Here is a 21435-nt window from a genome sequence, read left to right on the forward strand (position 1 = left end):
AGCTTTGAAACAAACTCGTCTCAATTTGCGTACTCGCGCTTAGCTCGCCGGAAATTTGCGTCTGGTTTCATCGTACTCAGGCCGCAGTGAGAGGCGCGGTCAGACAAGAGGTGAAGCATGACGCAATTGCCGGATCGAGATCCTGAGACGACGCCCTTGGCCCAGGTCGTCGTTTTCGCCTCGCAGAAGGGCGGGTCCGGCAAGACTACCGTGTCGGCGCACTTGGCGGTTGAAGCCGAGCGCGCCGGCGCGGGCCCTGTCGCTCTGATCGACACCGATCCCCAGGGTTCGATGGCGAAATGGTGGAATGCCCGGGCCTCCGACACCCCGGCCTTCGCCCATATTTCCGTGCCGGACCTGGCCCGCGATATCGAGGCGCTGTCGGCGGCGGGCTACCGGTTGATCGTGATCGACACGCCGCCGGCCATCACATCGGCCATTTCCGAGATCGTCTCCCACGCCGATCTCGTCGTCCTGCCGACCCGGCCCAGCCCGCACGATCTGCGCGCCGTGGGCCCGACGGTCGACATCGTCCAGCATCAGAACAAGCCGCTGGTCTTTGTGGTCAATTCCGCGACGGCGCGCGCCCGCATCACCGGAGAGACAGCGATCGCGCTGTCCCAGCATGGTACCGTCGCGCCGGTCACCCTGCACCATCGCGTGGATTTCGCCGCCTCCATGATTGATGGCCGCACGGTCGGCGAGGCCAATCCGGGCGGCCGCTCGGCTGCCGAGATCAGCCAGCTCTGGGCCTATTTCGACGAACGCCTGGCCCGGCTGCGCGGAGACACAGCGCGCCTGATCGACAACCCACTCAAGACTTTCGACGAAGATATTCTCACGCCCGTGCCCAAGGCGCTGGCCCAGCTCAAGCAAAGCGGGGAGAGCGCCGCCGCTGCGGCCGTCAAACAGGCCCTGGAAGCGCCGGAGACGCCGCCGGCCGCCCTGAGCTCACACCGGTTCGGTGATGTCGCCGGCCAGTGGGATGGCATCGAGCGGCGGCGCGAGGACACCGGCCCGCCCCCAGGCAAACCTGACCGGCGCGCAAGTGCCTCCCGGCCGGCTTTCGGCAAACGCTTCAGCGCCTAGAGGACACGCCATGGGTCAGAAATATGCCTCGCTCCATGCCGGCCTACTCGCTCGCAAGGGTGAAGCCATGCCGGCCTCGCGCCCCGGCCTGGTGCCCGGCCTGATTGAACGGGCCGCACCGGCGGTCGAAACCGCAGCCCCGCAGCATCAAGCAGAACCCAAACGCCCGACAGTGCGGCCGCGCCCGCCGGTACGGGAACCGGTCGCCAATCCCCAGCCCATCGAGAACCTGCCCGCCCGGCACAAGACGACGATACGCCTCAACGCCGCCCAGAAGCGCCGGCTGCGTCTCGCCGCCGCCGTCCTGGACCGGTCGCAGCAAAGCCTCATCAGCGAGGCCTTGGACGAGTTTCTGGATATACTGGCGGCAGATCCAGCCCTTGATTGCCGTTGCCTGAGCCGCTGCGCGAACGAAACAGGAAAAGCGCCAAAACCGCGCTAGTGCATGGAACCGTCTGCGCTGCCGGCGATGCGGGCGGCGAGAATGGTCTCCATCACTTCCAAGCGTTCGGCACAATCATTGGCGAGCAACAAACGCTGGCGTTCCGGAGCGGCAAAAGGTGCAATCATGGAAAGCTGGTCAATCATGCGCGGCAACGGCGCAGTACCCAGGTTATCCCAGTCCGTGCTCAGACCTTCCGATTCCAGCCACACCTCGAGCAGGCGAATGAGGCGTTCCCGCCCCTCCTCCGGAGCCTGGCGCGACTCAAGATCATGCTCGAAAGCGAGATAATCGGTACGCGCCACGCGATAGGGAGCCGCGGTTTCGATCTCGGCCGCGAGGGTGAAACGGCTGACCCCGCGCAAGGTGATCAGATAGCGGCCATCGCTGGTCTCCTGGAACTGGTCCAGTCGGCCCGCGCAGCCCACACGCGCCAGACCCGGCTTGTCCGGGGAGCCGCCCGCGCGGGTCTGGATAATGCCGATATGGCCATGGCCCCGGCGCACATCATCGACCATGTTGAGATAACGCGGCTCGAACACATTCAGCGGCAAGACCTCTCCAGGCAGGAGAATCGTGCCCCCGAGAGGAAAAAGCGGCAGTTCGCTGGGAAGTGTTTCTGTATCGGCCATAACAGAGAGGTAGGGCGCGAAAAGCGGCTCGCCAAGTGATCTACAGGTTAAATCTCATCACTTCGAACTGGTCATGCCGGGCAAACCAGTGGCTCGCGCTTTCGTTGTCGAGCTCGCGCATTTCCGAACGCAGATACCAGTCCCCATTGTCCAGACAGAAGGGGGTATAGGCCGAGACAGCACAGATTTCACGACCATGGCGGTTGATGTGTGACCAGGTGCGGACCGAGGCGACATCGCCGCAGAAAATATCGGAATGAACGATACGCCGATAATTCTCGTCAACCTCTTCACCGAACTTGCCATTCATCGGCTCGCCCAGATCATCCCGGGACATCAGCGGCATGAGGGCGAAACCGGCCTCGCTCTGCGCCTCGAGAATGACCTTGCCCCGGCGCACCGACAACAGGCCGGCCACATTGGGGCTGGAGATCACGCTGGCCTTGATCGAGCGCAGGAGCTGTTCGGACGGTGAGACGGTAAAACGCTGGCGCAGGATTTCCTGATGGTGCGGTGACGGCAAGGCTACTCCGCGCTCCCACTGGGAGATCAGAGCTTGAGAAACACCGAGCTGATCCGCGAGGCATTGCTGTTTCAAACGCTCGTGAAACCGCAATTCGCGAATCTGTTTTGCCCAATCCATGAAGCACCTCGGCCACCCTACCGTGTCCCCGGACATTACTGGAATTCATTTAGAAGTGAAATAACCGGCGCCTGCGATACGCTGCTGAAAAGGCATGTGAGCCTCAGGTTTGGCCCCGTGCATTTGGCAGGTCGACTGGCATTTGGCATGTCTTTGAAAGCCGGGGATGAACCCGGCCAGAACCTGACGCGCAATCAGCTCGCAGCGCGGGTCTCGCCGGTCTCGCCGATATCGGGCAGGACCATGGAGGCCTCCACCGTATTGCCGATGCCGAGATAGGACACGTTGGCGAAACCCAGCCCCTTGGCCAGCTTGATACCCCGGCCCCGATGGCCGGTACGGGTCGGATTGGCCATTTCCGCTGTCTCTGCATCAATGCCCTCGCCGTCATCCTGGATCAGCAGGGACATCAGGCGGCGGCCACGCTGATAGCGCAGTTTGACCACGCGCTCGGCGAAGGCCGGCTCACGCAGGCGCTTGGCCAGCTTGGCCTCCCATTTTCCTTCAGCCAGCCCCTGGGCCTTTTCCTCTGCGGAGAATTCCAGATTGCCGTGTTCGATGGCGCTGGAGAGCAGAACATAGATGCCGACCGCAGTGGCCACAGGTTTCGGCGCGCAGCGCGCCAGGAAGACCGCGACATGCTGGGCTTCGGACAGGGTGCGGATCCGGAACTCGCCCTCGCTGAGGGAGAGGACAGCGCCCTGTTCAGCGCCGCCGCTCTTGTTCAGCACCAGTTCCTGGGAGCGGTAGGCGCTGAGGCCGGAAACGGCATTGACCAGCGAGCCGGCATCGGTGTCGTGGGCGACATAGAGATCGGCTCGTGCGCCGGGACGGCCACCCTGAGTGACGAGGATGGAGCGTTGGCCGGGGGCGGCATTGGTCCGGGCTTCATTGATCCGGTTGGCGTGGGCATCATCGGCCACGATCAGCGCGACCGGTCCGGCCGGATCCATGGTCGGTCCGAGATAGACCGTCATGTCCAGCCCCTTGGCGAGCGCCTTGGACAGGACGCGGGTGCGCGGGCTGTCGGCCATGCTCAGCCAGAGACGTTCGGCAGGTTTACCAACCATGGGCGCTTTGCATCCTTAGGCCTTAACCGGGCATTCAACATACACTTGTGCCGACTATCGGATGAAGCCGTTAACAAGAACTATCGCGCAACTGAATGAGAATGCCGGGACTTAGGCGTCGCGGTCCTGCAGCACACCGGCCCGCCGTTCACGCCAGTTCGGGAAGCGGTAGAAGATGTGCGTGCCGATATGGCGGGTACGGATCAGGCTATCATTCCAGATCGGGTCAACCGCCACAGTGTGATAGTGCGTCGCCGTACGGGTCACGTCCTCGGCGAACCCCATCATCGCCAGACCGGCCACCTCAACCGAGTTACGCCAGCCACGGCCATAAGGCGCGCGTTCGAGCGAACCATCACAGGTGAAGGTGAACTGGCACCCGGTACGGCGTTCGGAGCCCTGATAGACAACACCGCAGATCGTGTTGGGCCAGTGTCGGCTGTCGACGCGGTTGAGGACCACCTGGGCGACGGCCATTTGACCGACGCGGGGCTCGGAACGCGCCTCGTAATAGACCGCCTCGGCGAGGCAATCGAGCTCGGAGGAGCGGCGGGATATGCCGTCGAACAGGGCGCTGGTCTCGGCATAGAGATCATTGAGCGGGCGGGTGCCGACGCTGAGGCCGGTCTCGTCGTTGGCGCTGAGCTGCTGCGAGGCGAGCTGGATATAGCCCGGCATGCCGCTGGCGGCTTCCTGGTCGAGGATGCGCTGGGCCAGGGCAATCGTCTCCAGATTCTCGTCCTGGGCACGTACGCGAACGGAGGCAAAGTGCAGGGCATAGATGACCGCAATGCCGAGCAGGATCGTCGCCAGCAAATGCAATGCTGTCGCCACCTGCTTTTGCTGGCTGCGTGCCGTGTCCAAATCCATGCGCTCTACTGCACTCATCGTGTTACCGTAATCGCATCGCCTCTCGGCGCGCGGATCATGAGGGATTGAGCTGAATCCTTCATGAAGCGAGCGCGCCTCACTATGGAATTACACCATACGGGTCAACTACCCGGTTGGCTTACAAATATGAAATGATTCGCCTATCGCGGCGGGTTAACGCGGTTGTTTACTCTTTATCAACCACTTAACCCTGTCGCCGCAAATGGGCCTGGGCCGCCGCCAAACGTGCAATCGGCACGCGGTATGGCGAACAGGACACATAGTCCAGCCCGGTTGCCTCACAGAAATCGATCGAAGCCGGATCACCGCCATGCTCGCCGCAAATGCCCAGTTTCAGGCCTTCCCGCTCGGCCCGGCCACGCTCGGCCGCGATCTGGACGAGGTCACCGACGCCGTCCTTGTCGAGGGAGACGAACGGGTCCTTCTCGAAGATACCGGCCTCGAGATAATCGCCGAGGAATTTGCCGGCATCATCACGTGACAGGCCGAAAGTGGTCTGTGTCAGGTCATTGGTACCGAAGGAGAAGAACTCGGCATCGCGGGCAATATCACCGGCGCGCAGGGCGGCGCGCGGCAGTTCGATCATGGTGCCGATGAGGTATTTCGGCTCACCGCCGGTCTCTTCCGCCACGGCCGCGGCCACGCCGGCGACACGGGCCTTCAGGATGGAGAGTTCGGCAGCGGTGGCGACGAGCGGGATCATCACCTCTGCGACGGGCTTCACACCGGTTTCCTTCTCGACCGCGACCTGGGCCTCAAAGATCGCCCGGGCCTGCATCTCGTAGATTTCCGGATAGGTGATGCCGAGGCGGCAACCGCGATGGCCGAGCATCGGATTGCTTTCCGCCAGATCCCCGGCGCGCTGCATCAGAAGCTCGGCTGACAGGCCGGTGGCTTCAGCCACATCGGCAACATCTTCCGCCGTATGCGGCAGGAATTCGTGCAGCGGCGGATCCAGGAGGCGGATCGTGCAGGGGCGCGTTTCCATGATGCGGAAGATGGCTTTGAAGTCCTCGCGCTGCATCGGCAGGATCTTGTCCAGCGCCGTGACGCGGCCGTCCTGGCCGTCCGACAGGATCATTTCGCGCACGGCCGCGATGCGGTCGGCGTCGAAGAACATGTGCTCGGTACGGCACAGGCCAATGCCTTCCGCGCCGAACTCGACCGCGGTTTCGCAATCGGCCGGGGTTTCCGCATTGGTGCGGACCTTCATGCGGCGCGAGGCGTCAGCCCAGGTCATCAGCTTGGCGAAATCGCCGGTCAGTTCCGGCTTGATCATCTTGGCTTCGCCGAACAGGACCTGTCCGGAAGCGCCGTCAATGGTGATGATATCGCCATCCTTGATGACGCGGCGGCCGACGGTGAAGCTCTTGGCGTTATAGTCGATCTTGATCTGACCGGCACCGGAGACACAGGGACGGCCCATGCCACGCGCCACCACGGCGGCGTGCGAGGTCATGCCACCGCGCGCGGTGACAATGCCTTCTGCGGCGTGCATGCCGTGAATGTCTTCCGGCGAGGTCTCGATGCGCACGAGGATGACCTTTTCGCCGTTCTTCGCGCGCTCTTCGGCTTCATCGCTGTCAAAGACAACAGCGCCGCAGGCTGCGCCCGGCGAGGCCGGCAGGCCGGCGGTGAGCACATCGCGCTCGCTGTCGGGATCGAGGGTCGGGTGCAGCAGCTGGTCGAGCTGAGCCGGATCGACGCGCATCACTGCTTCGTTCTCGGTGATTAGACCTTCCGACGCCATGTCGACGGCGATTTTCAGCGCCGCCTTGGCGGTGCGCTTGCCGTTACGGGTCTGCAGCATCCACAGACGGCCCTGCTCGACCGTGAACTCGATGTCCTGCATGTCGCGGTAATGGCGCTCGAGCTTGTCGAACACGGCCGCCAGCTCGGCATAGCTTTCCGGCATGGCCGCTTCCATAGACGGGGCGTCATCGCCCATCTTCTCGCGCATCGCCTCGGTCAGGCATTGCGGCGTGCGGATGCCGGCGACGACGTCCTCGCCCTGGGCATTGACCAGGAACTCGCCGTAATAGCCGGAATCGCCGGTCGACGGATCGCGGGTGAAGGCCACGCCAGTAGCGGACGTCTCGCCCATATTGCCGAACACCATGGCCTGGACATTGACCGCCGTACCCCAGCTGGCCGGAATGTCGTGCAGTTTGCGATAGGTCTTGGCGCGGTCATTCATCCAGGAGGCAAACACCGCCCCGATGGCACCCCAGAGCTGTTCGCGCGGATCGGACGGGAATTCGCGGCCCAGCTCGGACGCGGCGGCCTGCTTGTATTCGCCGACGATTTCTTCCCAGTCATCGGCGCTCAGATCGGTGTCGAGCTGATAGTCATTCTCGTCCTTGAAGGCGTCGAGAATGTCTTCGAAAATGCCGTGATCCACGCCGAGCACGACGTCAGAATACATCTGGATGAAGCGGCGATAGCTGTCATAGGCAAAGCGCTTGTCGCCGGACAGTTCAGCCAGCCCCGCCACCGTGGTGTCGTTGAGGCCGAGATTGAGGACCGTGTCCATCATGCCCGGCATGGAGGCACGGGCACCGGAGCGCACGGAGACGAGCAGCGGGTTGGCCGGATCGCCGAACTTTTTGCCGACGGTCTCTTCCAGCTGCGCCAGGGCGGTCTCGACCTGGCCTTTGAGCTCGGCCGGATATTGCCGGTCATTCTCGTAATAGGCGTTGCAGACAGAGGTGGTCAGGGTGAAGCCCGGCGGTACCGGCAGGCCCAGCTTGGCCATTTCAGCAAGGTTGGCCCCCTTGCCGCCCAAAAGCGTGCGCATGCCCGCTTCGCCTTCCGAATCGCCGCCGCCGAATGCGTAGACCCATTTGGTTCCGGTCATCACGTCTGCGCTCATCGTTATTTTCCCTGTCTAGCCTTCAATCCGGCTGAAATCGGCCACCGCGTGGATCGCCGTGCGGATGTCGGACAATAAAAGCAATCTGTTGCGGCGCAACATGGCGTCGTCCGCATTTACAGTGACCTGATCGAAGAAAGCGTCAATCGGTGCACGGAGCATCGCCAGCGCCGCCATGGCTGCGGTGAAGTCCTCCGCCTCCAGCGCCGCCTGCGCCTTCGGACCGGCCTCAGCCAGCGCCGTCATCAGCGCCGTCTCGGCCGCTTCCACCGCCGCGCCGGCATCATGGGCGCCTTCCGGCATGTCCCCGGTCTTGTTGAGGATGTTGGAGGCGCGCTTGTATCCGGCCAGCAGCGCCGTGCCGTCCTCAGTGTCGAGGAAGCCCTGCAGCGCCCGCGACCGCGCCGTCACCCGGACGAGATCGTCATCACCCAGGGCGAAGACCGCGTCGATGACATCGTGGCGGATGCCTTCATCGCGCAGGTGGACTTTAAGACGGTCGGCGAAAAAGGCGAGCAGCGACGGGATAAGAAGGTTCGGTTTCGCGAAGGTTGTCCGCGTGTTTGCGTCAAACTCTTCAACGGCCTCAAGTCGGTAAACACCGCCCCAGACCTCATTTGCTTCCAAAACTACAATCGATCCGGTCGCCATCTGCTCTGCAGAGAGTTCGGACGTTTTGGCCAGATCTTTGATCTCTACGGCGTCAACAGCACCATCGCCAAAGTCATTCTGGATCGTATCGCTTCGCCAGTAGACGCAGGAAACGCTTGGCACCCACGCCGCCTTGATAAGCCGATTTAAGACGTAGTTGCCAAAAGACGCGAGCGGCAATCTGCTGTCACCCTCCAACAAAATCCGGATCACCCCCAGCGCGGCACGGCGAAGGGCGAACGGGTCTTTGGAACCGGTCGGTTTTTCGTCGATGGCCCAGAAGCCGACCAGCGTATCGAGCTTGTCGGCCAGGGCGACGGCGGCGGAGACGGGTTCGACCGGGACTTCGTCAGACGGGCCCTGAGGCTTGTAATGCGCCTTGATGGCATCGGCGACGGCGGCGTCCTCGCCCTGCTCCATCGCATAATAACGCCCCATGGCGCCCTGCAGCTCGGGGAATTCATAGACCATTTCGGAGACGAGATCGGCCTTGGCCAGGCGCGCAGCCTTCTCGGCCAGGTCCGCATCCGCACCCACCACCGGGGCCAGCTCGCGCGCCAGGGCGGCAACGCGGTCAACCTTGTCGGCCACACTGCCAAGCTTCTCATGGAACGTAACTTTAGACAGCTCGCTCGCCATGTCTGCCAGCTTGGTCTTGCGGTCATTGTCCCAGAAGTGACGCGCATCAGCGAGACGGGCCGAGAGCACCCGTGAATTGCCCGCAGCGATGGCCTTTCCGCCATCGGGCGCCGTCTGGTTGGCCACGGTGACGAAATGCGCCGAGAGCGTGTTCGTCTTGGGGTCACGCACGGCGAAATACTTCTGGTGCGTCTTCATCGTCAGGGTGATGACTTCCGGCGGCAGGTCGAGGAAGTCCGGATCCATCGCGCCGAGCACCGGCACCGGCCATTCCACCAGGCCGCAGACCTCGTTCAACAGGCCCTGGTCCTCAACCAGTTCCAGCCCGGCGTCGCGACACGCCTTGGTCGCGCCGTCCATGATCATGCGCTTGCGGTCACCCGCATCGAGGATGACATGGCCCTCACCTTCCAGCTGCGCCTTGTAGTCAGCGAACCCGGTGACGGTGAACGGGCCGCGGCCATGCACGCGATGGCCCTCGGTGATGTTGGAGGTTTCCAGGCCGAAGACCTTGAATGGCACCACGTCGCCGTCGAAAACGCAGAGCAGGCGCTGGATCGGGCGCACCCAGCGCTGGGCTTTCTCGCCCTCGCCGATCTTCATCGATTTGGGCCAGTGGAAATTCTGCAGGATGGCCGGAATGGCCTCGGCGACGACCTCGGTGGTCTGCCGGCCCGGCTTGTCGATAATGGCGACCCAGAAGGCGCCCTTCTTGTCTTCGCGCTGCTCGCAGCTATCGGTGCTGTCCAGACCCGCACCGCGCAGGAAGCCCTGCAGCGCCTTCTCCGGCGCACCGACGCGCGGACCCTTGCGCTCCTCGCGCACATCATCCGCCTTGGTCGGCAAACCGGTCATGACCACGCTCAAACGGCGCGCCCCGACCAGGGCCGTCGTGCTTTCGGCCTTCAGACCCGCCTCACCCAGCGCCTTGACCAGCGCGGCTTCAAGATCCTTGGCCGCCTTGGCCTGCATGCCTGCGGGGATTTCCTCGCAGAACACTTCGAAAAGGAGTTCAGACATCAAGCGTGCTCTTGTGCGGCCCAGCGTTCCATGAGGGCGAAATAGCCATCATCGGGGGCTTCTTCGTAAATCAGTTCGTCTTCGTGAAAGACCGTCCAGCCCTGGGCATGCTTGACCCAGATATGACCGACGGGCTTGAGATTGGCGCGATCATCCAGTGACCCGGCCTTGACCGAGATCGATGGATTGCCCTCGGTATCATGCGCGATACGGGTGCCGCATTTCTCGCAGAACAGGGCCGACTTCTTGGCCTTTCCGGTTTCATTCTTGATCTCGAACGTCTTCGGCCCGCCCTTGAGGTATTTGAACCCGTCGCGCGGCACCAGCAGCGACATGGAAAAGGCCGAGGAGGTTTCCTGCTGGCTGTCCAGGCTGTGATTGCAATACAGCGTCAGCGGCTTCTTGGTGATCTCAAAGCGGATCGCACCACACTGGCAGCCACCGCGGAGGGGAAGTTTCATTCCGCCGCCTCCACAGCCGCGCGCTCCTGCTTCACCCAGGCTTCGGCGCAGCCCTTGGCCAGCTCGCGCACGCGGGCGATCCAGCTGGCGCGCTCGGCGACGGAAATGGCGCCGCGGGCATCGACCAGGTTGAACAGGTGGGAGGCCTTGAGGCAAAAGTCATAGGCCGGCAGGGGCAGCGGCTTGTCGAGCTCCAGGAGCGCCTTGCACTGGCTCTCCGCGCCTTTGAACCACTCGATCAGCATGTCGACATCGGCATGGTGGAAGTTGAATTCGGAGTATTGCTTCTCCGCTTCCAGGAAGACGTCGCCGTATTTCATGCCAGCGCCATTGAAATCGAGGTCGTAGACATTCTCCACGCCCTGGACATACATGGCCAGACGTTCGAGCCCGTAGGTCAGCTCGCCGGAAACGAGATCGACATCGAGACCGCCGACCTGCTGGAAATAGGTGAACTGGCTGACTTCCATACCGTCACACCAGACTTCCCATCCCAGACCCCAGGCGCCCACGGTCGGGTTTTCCCAGTCATCCTCGACAAAGCGCACATCATGCAGCTTCCGATCGATACCGATGGCATCGAGCGAGCCGAGATAAAGGTCCTGAATATCGGCCGGGCACGGCTTCAGAAGCACCTGGAACTGATAGTAATGCTGCAGCCGGTTCGGGTTCTCGCCATAGCGGCCATCGGCGGGACGGCGCGAGGGCTGGACATAGGCGGCATTCCACGGCCGCGGGCCGAGCGAACGCAGCGTCGTGGCAGGATGCAGCGTCCCGGCGCCAACCTCGACATCATAAGGCTGCAGGATGGCACAGCCCTTGGACGCCCAATAGGTTTGCAGACGCAGGATAAGCTCCTGGAAAGACGGGGCGTTTTTATCTGACATCGATGAATTTCCGGCGATAGGCGCAACAGGTGCTGAATTTGGCCGGACACTAGGCGTGCCCGGCGGTCAATTCAAGCGCGAGAGTCCTTGTCGTCACTGGGGTCAAGCTGCGCTTCCACCGCCCGCCGCGCGGCCTCAGCCGCATCATCACGTTTCGCCGTGGCACGCTTGCGACCGAAGAGGAGGAATGCGACGGCGAGAAGGATTAGGATGAGGGTGAGTTCGAGCATGGATTTTCTTAGCGGTCCTTCCCTCAACTTGTCATCCCGGACGTAGGCCCTGCGGAAGCGGGGCCTACGTCCGGGATGACAATTATTGAATCACTCCAACCCTAACGCCCCGCCCGCATAGATCGCCTGTACCTCAGGCGCATAGGCGCGCTCTTCGCCGGCATGCAGAACCAGCGGCGCCAGGATCCGCGCCGGGGCGCGGCCGCCCTTGCGGACCCGGACGATGACCCGCTTGGCCTCGCGGCCAGCGCGCGGCTGGACAGGCTTGATAACGACGGACCCGAATTCGCGCTCGGTGGCACTCAGAATGTCCGGCAAGGCATCGGCACGGTGGATGAAGGTGAGATAGCCCTGCCCCTTGATCAGCCGCGCCGCCGCCCGGGTCCAGACCGGCAAAGGCGTATCGCCGGTGAGCCAGGCGTGCTGTTTTTCCGGTGCCGGAGTGCGCAGGCTCGACGGGTCATCAAAGAAGGGCGGATTGCAGAAGACCTGGTCGGCCATGGGCCGTGGAGCGATCTCCGAGATATCGCCGGAGACGATCTCGACGCGGTCTCCGAGCGCGTTCTCATTGACATTGTAGCGGGCGATTTCGGCGGCCCAGGCTTCACGTTCCCAGGCGGTGAAATGCACTCCCTCCAGCCGCCGCGCCGCGCACAGGAGCGCGCCGCCCACGCCGCAGCCGAGCTCGACAACATGCGTGCCCGCTTTGGCCTCGAGGCTGGCGGCGAGCAGGACTGCATCCATTCCGGCGCGATAGCCCTTGACCGGCTGGTTTAGCCGCACGCGGCCATCAAGCAGGGTGGAATGATCGGTTTCGATCATTTCAGGCCCAGATCCGGCTCCTGCCCGTCGGCATCCTTGAAGGCCTTGAGCAGCAAGGTTCTAGCCTGGTGCTCATCCTCATCGGCCACAGCCAGGCGCGGCTGAATAGAGGAAAAGCCGCCGCCATACATTGAGCTCGTTGCTGTGTCGAAGACAGCACAGTCGATCCCGGCCTCCTCCAGCACGTGCTGGGCAAAGGACATTTTGACCGGATCGGGGGTTTTAAGGACGTCTTTCACAGCGATTTGAGCTCCTGCGCTGAATTGCCACCGCGCTCGCCGCTGGACGCGACGGGTCGGGATTCCTATTGTCACGGTCAAACTTGGGCCCGCAAGAGGTTCGCCGGCGTGGACAGCATGGTCAGTCTGAATACCCCTGTATCGCAAAGCGCACCGGCGCCCAATGCCGCTGAACGCCTCGCTGAGCTGGCCTATGACGATATGCGCCGGGTCGATGCGCTGATCCTGGAACGCCTCGACAGCCATGTCGATCTGATCCCGGAACTGGCGAAATACCTCATCGAGGCCGGCGGCAAGCGCGTGCGCCCGATGATCACGGTCGCAGCGGGTAATCTCCTCGGCTTTACCGAAGACAGCGTCATCAAGCTCGCCGCCGCGGTGGAGTTCATCCACACCGCCACCCTGCTGCACGACGATGTGGTCGATGAAAGCGGCATGCGCCGCGGCAAGACCGCCGCCAATCTGATCTGGGGCAACGCCTCCAGCGTGCTGGTCGGCGACTTCCTGTTCGCGCGCTCCTTCTCCCTGATGGTGGAAGCCGGTTCGATGAAGGCGCTGGGCGTCCTGTCCGCTGCCGCCTCGACGATCGCCGAGGGCGAGGTTCGCCAGCTGTCCGCGGTCAAGGATATCTCGACCTCGGTCGACACCTATATGGAAATCATCGACGCCAAGACCGCCGCCCTGTTCGCTGCTGCCTCGCAGGTTTCCGGTATCGTCGCCGGACGGTCGCAGAGCGATGAGGATGCGCTGGAAACCTATGGCCGCGAACTCGGCCTGGCCTTCCAGCTGGTCGATGATGCGCTCGATTATGGCGGCCGCGCCGCCAAGCTGGGCAAGGCCGTTGGCGATGATTTCCGCGAAGGCAAGGTGACCCTGCCGGTTGCCCTGTGCCTCAAACAGGCCAGCGGGGAAGAGCGCGAATTCTGGCAGCGCGTGATCGCCGAGACGGATCAGCGCGAGGGCGATTTCGAGCGGGCGATGGACTATATGCAATCGTGCAAGACCATCGACGCCACCGTCAACGCCGCCCGCGATCATGCCCGCAAGGCCCGCCTGGCACTGCAGCGCTTCCCCGCCAATGAATGGCGTGAAGCGCTCGAAAACCTCGCCGATTTCGTGGTTGAACGGGCGTACTAAGCGCCGGTCAGTGCAGCGTGTCCAGGCCGCGATCCTTGGCCTGACGCCTCACCCAGCGATGAAACAGGGTGAAGGCCCCGGTCCCGATCAGCAGCATCAGGAATTTCACGCCCTCCGCGCCACTGGCATGCCCAAGCCAGGCGAGCGTCGCGGCCATGATCGCCATGACCGCCCACACCAGCGCCACATCGCGATGACTCCAGCGCAGGCGCAGAAGCAGCTGGTAGGCATGGGCCCGATGCGCCGCGAGCAGATTGCACTTGGCCTTGGCCCGCGAGGCCATGGTCAGAAGCACATCGCCGAGGACGGGCATCAAGAGAAGCGGGGCGAGCCAGACCGACCCCGCCGGTCCGGTCACGGCGAAGGCCAGGGCCAGACCGCCGAGCATCATCGCCACGCCCAGTGAACCGATATCGCCCGCAAACAAACCGCCACGCGCCCCGAGCAGGGGCAGGTTGAGCACACAAAACCCGCCCAAAGCCGCCGCCAACAGCACCGAAAGGGCCGCCAAAGCGCCCTCGCCCATGACCCAGATTGCGAGGGCAGCCGGGATCAGCGACAGGGCCATGAGACCATCGGCTCCATCCATGAAATTGACGGCGTTGGTCACGGTGAACAGCCACAGGACCGAGCCGGCCAAACCGACCACCAGCGGCAGGGCGACACCGAGCTCAGTGACCGGACCCAGGGCCAGGGTCAAACCGCTGGAGAGGATGATAAAGGCTATGAATTTAAAGCCTTCATGCAGGGTAAAGAGATCATCGAGCAGACCAATCAGCCCGGCGATGGCACCGGCGGCGAGAATGGCGATCACCATAACGGCCTCGTTCGGCGCCAGCGGAGCAAGCCAGATCACACCGGCAAACAGGCCTGCCAGCACCGCAAGTCCACCTCCGCGCGGCGTCGGCGCGGTGTGGCTGGAGCGGCTGTTGGGATGGTCGAGAATGCCCGCAAAGCGCACCAGAACGGCGCCGAAAAACGCCGTGAAGAACGCGCAGAGGACGGGCAAAGCCGGCGCAAACAGCTCCATCATTCGCCGTCACCTGCGTAAGTGACCTCGCCATCGGCGATGCCGGCCAGGCCGACCTCGATGGCAAAACCGTCATAGCTGTCAGCTGCTCGCTCGGCTTTTTCATCATCGGAGAAAAGCGCGAAACAGCTCGCCCCGGATCCCGACATGCGCACCAGTTCGGCGCCATCCTGGCGCCTGAGCCAGTCCAGCGCCCGCTTGATTTTCGGAGCGACCCGCATGGCCGGGCGCTCGAGATGATTGGGCTCGCGGGCGAGCCAGTCGAGAATATGCCCGCCCAGCGCCCGCCCCGGCTTGAGCGGTGCGGGGTCAGTTTCATCAAAGGCGGCAAAGACTTCACCAGTGGAAACGGGTACGCCCGGATTGATGATCACGGCCGTCAGCGAGGGAAATTTGCCGATCAGCTCAATCTCCTCGCCAATCCCGCGCATGTGCAGGGGCCGGGAATACACGCAGGCCGGCACGTCTGCGCCCAGCTCGATAGCGATCTCGGCAAGCCGGTCGAGCTCCCAGTCAATCTCCCATAGCCGGTTGAGCGCGCGCAGGGTCGCTGCGGCATCGGCGGATCCGCCGCCCAGCCCTGCCGCTACGGGGATGTCCTTTTGCAGGTGGATGACCGCGCCCTTGTCGATCCCGGCCTTCTCCTGCAGCAGGCGGGCGGCCCGCAGGACAAGATTATGTTCCTCTTCCTGCAAATCCTGGCTCGTCTCACCGCCCATCGTCATCATCAGGGCGACTTCATCACGCACCGTGATCATGTCACCCCAGTCGGCGAAGGTAACGAGGCTGTCGAGCGGGTGATAGCCGTCTGCCCGGGCCGGGCCGACCCGCAGGGAAAGATTGATCTTGGCAGGTGCGAATTCGCTGATGGTACCCGACATAATGCCGCTTTTTCTGCTGCTTACGGAATGGCAGGCTGTTGAGCACTTTCCACGAACTCAACGCTATCCACGTCGGGCAAACCATGTTCGAGCCGTTCGAGCAAGGCCTCACGCTCATCCGCCTCGGGCTCCAGATCCAGCGCCCGGCGCCACTGGAAGCGCGCTTCCAGACGCCGACCAACCTGCCAATAGGCGTCGCCGAGATGGAAATTCGCCGTGGCACTGCCCGGAGACAGCGCTGCAGCCCGCTCCAGTGTCAGGACCGCGGCTTCGTAATTACCCAGGCGATAATGCGCCCAGCCGAGACTGTCGATGATATGCCCGGCCTCCGGCTCGAGCTCGGCCGCACGCGCGACCATGGCAAAAGCCTCATCCAGGCGTTCACCTCGATCGATCCAGAGATAGCCGAGATCATTGAGCACCTGGGCTTGATCTGGCCCGGCCCCCAGCGCCAGCAGGTACTCACTCTCAGCGGCCTCGTCATCGCCTTCCAGGAAAAGGCAGGAGGCTCGGAAATAATGATAGCGCCAGTCCACCAAACGGCCGTTGGCGACCCTGTCAGCGACGACATCGCCATACAGGCCCGCGGCTTCACCGCAACCGCCATTGACCCGCAGCAGGTCTGCCAGGATCAGGCGCGCCTCGTTATTGCCGGTCTCAGCCAACAATTCGCGCGCCATGGCCGTGGCTTGCTCCATCCGATTGAGGCGAGCGGTCAGCCAGATCAGGTCGACCTGGGCCGGGATGTAGAGCGGGCCTTCGGGGACAGCGGCATACTCGACCAGGGCCGCATCGGGCAGGTTGATCCGCTGCAGGACTTCGCCGAGCAGGATGCGATTGGCATGCATGTCGGGATCGAGCCGCTGGATCATGCGCAGATAGAGCGCGATCAGGTCCATATCGGTCTGGGCTGCGAGGCTGGCGGAGGGACCAAAGGCTGCCAGCGCCGCGGCTTCTGCTGATGTCGGACGACGCGGCGGCCGGCCACCGGCCTCAAGACGCGCCAGAGCGGCAGAGATAACCGGATCGGTTGGCACCGTGGCCAGATATTCCTCGTACAGGGCCCGCGCATTTTCGCGCTCGCCCTGGCGCTGGAGGAAAGCGCCATAAAGCTGGGTCGTCATCCGCGGGAAGGCGGAACCAAACACAGCGGCGCGATAGCCTTGATCAGCCGCTGCCAGGTCTCCCGCGGCCTCTTCAAGGAGAGCCCGGTGAAAGGCGATGAAGGGCAGGAGTTGACCATGGGCGGTCATGCGGCGCGCCTGGGTCAGGGCGATATCGCTGCGGCCATCACCGATCAGCGCCCAATGCAGGAAAATCTCTGCGATGAAAGCGTTGAACGGGCCATAGGGCGGCGCTTGATCGAGCACGTCCACGGCCTCATCATAACGGCGCCGCGCCATCAGGTCGGCGGACAGGTAAAGCCCGGCAAGGCGGCTCGGGTCGCCCATCGCAACCGACTCGCCCGCATAGCGAGCCGCATCATCCATGCGCCCCGCCAGTAGCGCAGTGATATAGGCCTGGTCCGCTAGGGTCACATCACCCGGCGACTGGTTCAGCGCCGTGGCGTAATAGCTCGCCGCCCCGTCCGCATCGCGGTGCTCGCGCGCATAGCGGGCGGCCAGGAAGGCGCCATAAACGGACGGCTCCTCATCCGGCACGCTGACACAGGCGCTCAGCAAGCCGCTGGCGAGAACGATAAAGGACAGGCCAAGGACGCGTTTCATACGGTCATGCTCGCGCGAGCGCGCCTTCGTGGCAAGCATCAAGCGCCGCGCGGGCTTGCAAAATCACCAAGCCCGGCGGTACGCTTGGATTACATGTTGGCGTAAATCGGCCCGCCGCCGCCTTCCGGCGTCGTCCAGTTGATGTTCTGGTTCGGGTCCTTGATATCGCACGTCTTGCAGTGAACGCAGTTCTGCGCGTTGATCTGGAAGCGCTTTTCGCCACTGGTCTCGTCATCGATCCATTCATAGACCCCGGCCGGGCAATAGCGCGTCGACGGGCCTGCGAACTCGCCGAGCTCGGAGATTTTCTGCAGCTCCTCGTCGGAGAGCTTCAGGTGAATGGGCTGGTCTTCCTCGTGATTGGTGTTGGAAATGAACACCGAGGAGAGACGATCGAAGGTCAGGACGCCATCCGGCTTGGGATAGTCGATCGGCTTGTGCTTGGAAGCCGGTTCGAGGCTTTCCGCATCGGTCTTGCCATGCCCCAGCGTGCCAAACGGCGACCAGCCACCGAAAATCGTGTTGCACCACATGTCGAGACCGCCCAGAGCGACACCGATCAGGGTGCCGAATTTCGACCAGAGCGGCTTCACATTGCGCACGCGCTTCAGGTCCTTGGCGACCCAGGAGCTTTCGTAAGCGGCCTGGTATTCGACCAGCGTATCGCCTTCACGGCCCGCACCGAGCGCCTCGAAGACGCTTTCAGCGGCCAGCATGCCCGTCTTCATGGCGTTGTGGCTGCCCTTGATGCGGGGCACGTTCACGAAGCCGGCGGAACATCCGATCAGGGCACCGCCCGGGAAGGCCAGTTCCGGCACAGACTGGTAGCCGCCTTCGGTGATGGCGCGTGCACCGTAGGAAATGCGCTCGGCGCCTTCAAAGGTCTCGGCGAAGGCCGGGTGCGTCTTGAGCCGCTGGAACTCTTCGAACGGCGTCAGATACGGATTCTTGTAGTTGAGGTGCACGACAAAGCCGATCGAGACCAGGTTGTCGCCGAAATGGTACATGAAGGATCCACCGCCAGTGGAGCCATCAAGCGGCCAGCCCATGGTGTGCTTGACCAGACCCGGCTTGTGCTTCTCCGGCTTCACGCGCCAAAGCTCTTTCAGGCCGATGCCGAACTTCTGCGGCTCCTTGCCTTCCGACAGGTTGAAACGCTCGATCAGCTGCTTGGCCAGCGAACCGCGCACGCCTTCCGCGATCAGGGTGTACTTGCCGCGCAGTTCCATACCCGGCTGGTAACCATCCTTCTGGCCACCATCGCGGGCGACACCGAAATCACCGGTGACGACGCCCTTGATGACACCGTCTTCTTCGACAACGTCCGCGGCCGGGAATCCGGGATAGATTTCCACCCCCATGGCTTCGGCCTGCTCGCCGAGCCAGCGGGCGACATTGCCAAGCGACGTGATGTAGCAGCCGTGATTGCTCATCAGCGGCGGAAACATCAGCGTCGGCAGCGAGATCGAGCCGGCCGGACCGAGCACTTCGAAAATATCGGTCTTCACCAGATCGGTCAGCGGAGCGCCCTGCTCCTTCCAGTCGGGAATCAGTTCGTTGAGGGCCTTGGGATCGACCACGGCGCCGGACAGAATGTGTGCGCCGACTTCGGCGCCTTTTTCGAGCAGGGCGATGGAAATCTCCTGCCCGGCCTCTGCAGCAAGTTGTTTCAGGCGGATCGCCGCGGACAAGCCAGCCGGGCCTCCGCCAACGATAACAACGTCATACTCCATGGACTCGCGTTCGATTGCGGCGTCGGTCATTGGCCAGACATCCCTCTTTGTCGTCAGTTGGAAGCACAGAGCGTGCTTGCCGGAATCCGGTCATAGCTTAGGATCACACCTTCATCTAGCGCGACCCGTGCTACGGATCAAAGATTTTACGTTGACGTTCACGTAATGCAAGAAACCTCGCTCACCCGGCAGGACGAAAAAGCACTCAAGGCCCTGATCGACTGGTGGGCTGAGGCGGGGCTGGAGCTCGACGCCCCGATTGTGCGTGCTCGTCCGGGGCTTGCCCCGGCGCCCGCGACGCCGGCAAAACCCCGCGCCATCGCTGAACCGCCGCGTGCAGCGACGGCGGCCGCGGCGCGCGCTGCCGGCTTCGGCAGCACGCCCAAAGCCGGCCCGGGGGCACTGGAGGCCGCCGCAAAAGCTGATACGCTGGACGCACTGAAGGCTGTGATTTCAGAGTTCGAGGGTTGCGCGCTCAAACGAACGGCACGCAACACCGTGTTTGCCCGGGGTCATGCCGAGGCACGCATCATGGTCGTCGGGGAAGCACCCGGCCGCGATGAGGATGAACAGGGCAAGCCTTTCGTCGGTCGCACCGGGCAGTTACTCGACCGCATGTTCGCCGCGATCGGGCTGGGCGAGGACGATCTCTACATTTCCAATATCGTCAATTGGCGCCCGCCCGGGAACCGCAATCCGACGCAGGAGGAAATCGCGATCTGCCTGCCGCTCATCGAGCGTCATATCGCGCTCAAGGCGCCCGAAATACTAGTGGTCGCTGGCGGGGTTTCAGCCCAGTCGCTCTTGCGCAGCCAAACCGGGATTACTCGCCTGCGCGGACAGTGGGCGGACTATAAACTGCGCGATGCCAGCGGCAAGGAAACGGGCCAGACCGTCCCATGCCTGCCAATTTTCCATCCGTCCTTCCTGCTGCGACAGCCGGCTTCAAAGCGACAAGCCTGGGCTGACATGCAGGCCCTGGAATCCCGGTTGAAGGACAGCTAAGCGCTTTTAATCCGCGATCTCATTGAATCTTCGAGGGGACTCGAAAATCGGCCGATAGTGCGCAAAATGTTCTTGCTTTGTTCTGATGCGTGAGTCAGTTTGAGCTCATGACCGAGCGCCCTGGAGGCTACGCCCTTAACGCCACCGAAAAGACCCAGGATGCACGCCCCATCGCCCCGGGAACCCGCATCAAGGGTCGCGGCGCTCGGTCAAACCAATCCGGGCGGTTTGAGGCTTACCAGCGCGAAGCCTTTGATGATGGATGGGGGGCTTATACCGGCGACGGCTGGAGCGAGATTGCCGAGAGCGAGGCTGAAGCCGGGGCTGGAACTGCATCCGGCGATGCCGACGCCATAACGCCACCGGAGCAGATGTCGACGGTAGTGATGAAGGATGCCTCTCGCTCCATAGTCTCAACCAATAGTTCGCCGGATATCGCTTTTGACCAGTCGATCAATCCCTATCGCGGCTGTGAGCACGGCTGCGTCTATTGCTATGCGCGGTCGAGCCACGCCTATTGGGGCTATTCACCTGGGCTCGACTTCGAAAGCATGATCTTCTCCAAGCCGGACGGTGCCAGATTGCTGGAGGCGTTCTTCAACCGGCCGCGCTATGAACCCAAACCCATCGTTATCGGTGCCAATACCGATGCCTGGCAGCCGGTGGAGAGACGGCTCGAGCTCACCCGGGACATCCTCAAGGTCTTTGCTCGTTACAAACACCCGGTCAGTTTCATAACCAAGTCCTCGCTTGTTTTGCGAGACCTCGACATCCTCGGCCCCATGGCCGAGCAAGGCCTTGCCAAGGGCGCGATATCCGTCACCACGCTGGACAACCGGTTGGCGCGGGATATGGAACCGCGGGCCGCGGCCCCGCACCGGCGCCTCAAGACCATCGAGGGGCTGAGCGCCGCCGGCCTGCCGGTAACGGTGATGATGGCTCCGATCATTCCGGCGCTGAATGATCACGAGATCGAGCCCCTGCTCGAGGCCGCAGCCCATGCCGGGGCGACAGGAGCCGGCTATGTGCTTTTGCGCCTGCCGATGGAGATCAAGGACCTGTTCCGCGAATGGCTGGCGGAGAAGCGGCCGGATAGCGCCGCCCATGTGCTCTCACTGCTGCGCTCCATGCGCGGCGGGCGCGATTATGACCACAGCTGGGGCCGCCGCGGCCGCGGCCAAGGCCCCTATGCGGAGCTCATCGCCCAACGCTTCCGCGCCGCCATGCGCCGTTTCGGCTATACCAGCCAACGGCGCCCTCTAGAGTTCAGCCTTTTCGAGCGGCCCGCGGGCGACGCGCAACAACCATCCTTGTTCTGACTACAGGTCTGAGCG

At 63.1% G+C, this 21435-nt stretch carries 19 protein-coding genes and 1 pseudogene; 5 read left to right on the top strand and 15 right to left on the bottom strand.

Annotated features, from left to right (window positions below):
* Positions 1 to 117: 117 nt before the first annotated feature.
* Positions 118 to 777, top strand: a pseudogene (locus Q1V51_RS10680) (ParA family protein); the annotation flags it as partial.
* A gap of 322 nt (positions 778 to 1099) precedes the next feature.
* Complete coding sequence (locus Q1V51_RS10685) at positions 1100 to 1531, top strand: hypothetical protein (RefSeq protein ID WP_300556163.1); 432 nt, start codon at positions 1100 to 1102, stop codon at positions 1529 to 1531.
* On the opposite strand, the gene Q1V51_RS10690 is transcribed toward Q1V51_RS10685, so the two are convergent.
* The 11 genes from Q1V51_RS10690 to Q1V51_RS10740 form a co-directional block, all read right to left on the bottom strand.
* A complete protein-coding gene (locus tag Q1V51_RS10690) occupies positions 1528 to 2163 on the bottom strand; it encodes an LON peptidase substrate-binding domain-containing protein (RefSeq protein ID WP_300556165.1) in 636 nt (211 codons plus the stop codon). The two genes, Q1V51_RS10685 and Q1V51_RS10690, sit on opposite strands and share 4 nt — an antisense overlap.
* 40 nt (positions 2164 to 2203) lie before the next feature.
* Positions 2204 to 2806 carry a helix-turn-helix transcriptional regulator gene (locus Q1V51_RS10695; protein WP_300556167.1) on the bottom strand — a complete coding sequence of 201 codons (603 nt, stop codon included), beginning with the start codon at positions 2804 to 2806 and terminating at the stop codon, positions 2204 to 2206.
* Between the two features lie 194 nt (positions 2807 to 3000).
* Positions 3001 to 3876 (bottom strand): hypothetical protein, encoded by an 876-nt coding sequence (locus Q1V51_RS10700; RefSeq protein WP_300556168.1) that lies wholly within the window; start codon positions 3874 to 3876, stop codon positions 3001 to 3003.
* Between the two features lie 111 nt (positions 3877 to 3987).
* Complete coding sequence (locus Q1V51_RS10705) at positions 3988 to 4764, bottom strand: cell wall hydrolase (RefSeq protein ID WP_300556169.1); 777 nt, start codon at positions 4762 to 4764, stop codon at positions 3988 to 3990.
* Between the two features lie 187 nt (positions 4765 to 4951).
* On the bottom strand, positions 4952 to 7639 hold the full coding sequence (ppdK, locus tag Q1V51_RS10710; RefSeq protein ID WP_300556170.1) for a pyruvate, phosphate dikinase: 2688 nt from the start codon (positions 7637 to 7639) through the stop codon (positions 4952 to 4954).
* Positions 7640 to 7654: 15 nt separating this feature from the next.
* Positions 7655 to 9949 (bottom strand): glycine--tRNA ligase subunit beta, encoded by a 2295-nt coding sequence (gene glyS / locus Q1V51_RS10715; protein WP_300556172.1) that lies wholly within the window; start codon positions 9947 to 9949, stop codon positions 7655 to 7657.
* The gene (locus Q1V51_RS10720) at positions 9949 to 10410 is read right to left on the bottom strand and encodes a GFA family protein (protein WP_300556173.1); all 462 of its coding nucleotides are present in this window, start codon (positions 10408 to 10410) and stop codon (positions 9949 to 9951) included. The genes glyS and Q1V51_RS10720 overlap by 1 nt, the downstream gene beginning before the upstream one ends.
* Positions 10407 to 11297, bottom strand: a complete 891-nt coding sequence (locus tag Q1V51_RS10725) for a glycine--tRNA ligase subunit alpha (RefSeq protein WP_300556175.1) — start codon at positions 11295 to 11297, stop codon at positions 10407 to 10409. The genes Q1V51_RS10720 and Q1V51_RS10725 overlap by 4 nt, the downstream gene beginning before the upstream one ends.
* Positions 11298 to 11368: 71 nt before the next feature.
* Positions 11369 to 11527, bottom strand: coding sequence for a hypothetical protein (locus tag Q1V51_RS10730; protein WP_300556177.1), 159 nt, complete (start codon positions 11525 to 11527; stop codon positions 11369 to 11371).
* A gap of 90 nt (positions 11528 to 11617) precedes the next feature.
* Positions 11618 to 12349, bottom strand: a complete 732-nt coding sequence (locus Q1V51_RS10735; protein WP_300556179.1) for a methyltransferase — start codon at positions 12347 to 12349, stop codon at positions 11618 to 11620.
* On the bottom strand, positions 12346 to 12588 hold the full coding sequence (locus Q1V51_RS10740) for a DUF2007 domain-containing protein (RefSeq protein ID WP_300556181.1): 243 nt from the start codon (positions 12586 to 12588) through the stop codon (positions 12346 to 12348). Before Q1V51_RS10740 ends, Q1V51_RS10735 begins: the two co-directional genes overlap by 4 nt.
* Positions 12589 to 12705: 117 nt before the next feature.
* Between Q1V51_RS10740 and Q1V51_RS10745 the strand changes: the two genes are divergently transcribed.
* Entirely contained in the window at positions 12706 to 13725 is a 1020-nt protein-coding gene (locus tag Q1V51_RS10745; RefSeq protein WP_300556183.1) for a polyprenyl synthetase family protein, read from the top strand.
* Between the two features lie 7 nt (positions 13726 to 13732).
* On the opposite strand, the gene Q1V51_RS10750 is transcribed toward Q1V51_RS10745, so the two are convergent.
* The 4 genes from Q1V51_RS10750 to Q1V51_RS10765 all read right to left on the bottom strand — a co-directional run bounded on the left by Q1V51_RS10750 (position 13733) and on the right by Q1V51_RS10765 (position 19126).
* Positions 13733 to 14758 carry a hypothetical protein gene (locus Q1V51_RS10750; RefSeq protein ID WP_300556185.1) on the bottom strand — a complete coding sequence of 342 codons (1026 nt, stop codon included), beginning with the start codon at positions 14756 to 14758 and terminating at the stop codon, positions 13733 to 13735.
* Positions 14755 to 15636 (bottom strand): 4-(cytidine 5'-diphospho)-2-C-methyl-D-erythritol kinase, encoded by an 882-nt coding sequence (locus Q1V51_RS10755; RefSeq protein WP_300556187.1) that lies wholly within the window; start codon positions 15634 to 15636, stop codon positions 14755 to 14757. The genes Q1V51_RS10750 and Q1V51_RS10755 overlap by 4 nt, the downstream gene beginning before the upstream one ends.
* A 20-nt stretch (positions 15637 to 15656) precedes the next feature.
* Positions 15657 to 17363 (bottom strand): tetratricopeptide repeat protein, encoded by a 1707-nt coding sequence (locus tag Q1V51_RS10760; RefSeq protein WP_300556189.1) that lies wholly within the window; start codon positions 17361 to 17363, stop codon positions 15657 to 15659.
* An 89-nt stretch (positions 17364 to 17452) separates the two neighbouring features.
* Complete coding sequence (locus Q1V51_RS10765; RefSeq protein WP_300556191.1) at positions 17453 to 19126, bottom strand: electron transfer flavoprotein-ubiquinone oxidoreductase; 1674 nt, start codon at positions 19124 to 19126, stop codon at positions 17453 to 17455.
* Positions 19127 to 19261: 135 nt separating this feature from the next.
* Between Q1V51_RS10765 and Q1V51_RS10770 the strand changes: the two genes are divergently transcribed.
* Both Q1V51_RS10770 and Q1V51_RS10775 read left to right on the top strand, forming a co-directional pair.
* Entirely contained in the window at positions 19262 to 20101 is an 840-nt protein-coding gene (locus Q1V51_RS10770) for a uracil-DNA glycosylase (RefSeq protein ID WP_300556193.1), read from the top strand.
* A 107-nt stretch (positions 20102 to 20208) separates the two neighbouring features.
* Positions 20209 to 21420 carry a PA0069 family radical SAM protein gene (locus Q1V51_RS10775; RefSeq protein WP_300556195.1) on the top strand — a complete coding sequence of 404 codons (1212 nt, stop codon included), beginning with the start codon at positions 20209 to 20211 and terminating at the stop codon, positions 21418 to 21420.
* Positions 21421 to 21435 lie beyond the last annotated feature (15 nt).

Origin of the sequence: Maricaulis sp., assembly GCF_030149235.1 — a bacterium.
In the GTDB taxonomy this organism is placed as follows: domain Bacteria; phylum Pseudomonadota; class Alphaproteobacteria; order Caulobacterales; family Maricaulaceae; genus Maricaulis.

Excerpts from the sequence above, each read along its gene's own strand:
- Q1V51_RS10705 (WP_300556169.1), bottom strand. The coding sequence starts at position 4,764 with ATGAGTGCAGTAGAGCGCATGGATTTGGACACGGCACGCAGCCAGCAA.
- Q1V51_RS10685 (WP_300556163.1), top strand. The coding sequence starts at position 1,100 with ATGGGTCAGAAATATGCCTCGCTCCATGCCGGCCTACTCGCTCGCAAG.
- Q1V51_RS10735 (WP_300556179.1), bottom strand. The coding sequence starts at position 12,349 with ATGATCGAAACCGATCATTCCACCCTGCTTGATGGCCGCGTGCGGCTA.
- Q1V51_RS10760 (WP_300556189.1), bottom strand. The coding sequence starts at position 17,363 with ATGAAACGCGTCCTTGGCCTGTCCTTTATCGTTCTCGCCAGCGGCTTG.
- Q1V51_RS10720 (WP_300556173.1), bottom strand. The coding sequence starts at position 10,410 with ATGAAACTTCCCCTCCGCGGTGGCTGCCAGTGTGGTGCGATCCGCTTT.
- Q1V51_RS10755 (WP_300556187.1), bottom strand. The coding sequence starts at position 15,636 with ATGTCGGGTACCATCAGCGAATTCGCACCTGCCAAGATCAATCTTTCC.
- Q1V51_RS10765 (WP_300556191.1), bottom strand. The coding sequence starts at position 19,126 with ATGACCGACGCCGCAATCGAACGCGAGTCCATGGAGTATGACGTTGTT.
- Q1V51_RS10770 (WP_300556193.1), top strand. The coding sequence starts at position 19,262 with ATGCAAGAAACCTCGCTCACCCGGCAGGACGAAAAAGCACTCAAGGCC.
- Q1V51_RS10725 (WP_300556175.1), bottom strand. The coding sequence starts at position 11,297 with ATGTCAGATAAAAACGCCCCGTCTTTCCAGGAGCTTATCCTGCGTCTG.
- ppdK (WP_300556170.1), bottom strand. The coding sequence starts at position 7,639 with ATGAGCGCAGACGTGATGACCGGAACCAAATGGGTCTACGCATTCGGC.
- Q1V51_RS10775 (WP_300556195.1), top strand. The coding sequence starts at position 20,209 with ATGACCGAGCGCCCTGGAGGCTACGCCCTTAACGCCACCGAAAAGACC.
- Q1V51_RS10695 (WP_300556167.1), bottom strand. The coding sequence starts at position 2,806 with ATGGATTGGGCAAAACAGATTCGCGAATTGCGGTTTCACGAGCGTTTG.
- Q1V51_RS10730 (WP_300556177.1), bottom strand. The coding sequence starts at position 11,527 with ATGCTCGAACTCACCCTCATCCTAATCCTTCTCGCCGTCGCATTCCTC.
- Q1V51_RS10700 (WP_300556168.1), bottom strand. The coding sequence starts at position 3,876 with ATGGTTGGTAAACCTGCCGAACGTCTCTGGCTGAGCATGGCCGACAGC.
- Q1V51_RS10745 (WP_300556183.1), top strand. The coding sequence starts at position 12,706 with ATGGTCAGTCTGAATACCCCTGTATCGCAAAGCGCACCGGCGCCCAAT.
- Q1V51_RS10690 (WP_300556165.1), bottom strand. The coding sequence starts at position 2,163 with ATGGCCGATACAGAAACACTTCCCAGCGAACTGCCGCTTTTTCCTCTC.
- glyS (WP_300556172.1), bottom strand. The coding sequence starts at position 9,949 with ATGTCTGAACTCCTTTTCGAAGTGTTCTGCGAGGAAATCCCCGCAGGC.
- Q1V51_RS10750 (WP_300556185.1), bottom strand. The coding sequence starts at position 14,758 with ATGATGGAGCTGTTTGCGCCGGCTTTGCCCGTCCTCTGCGCGTTCTTC.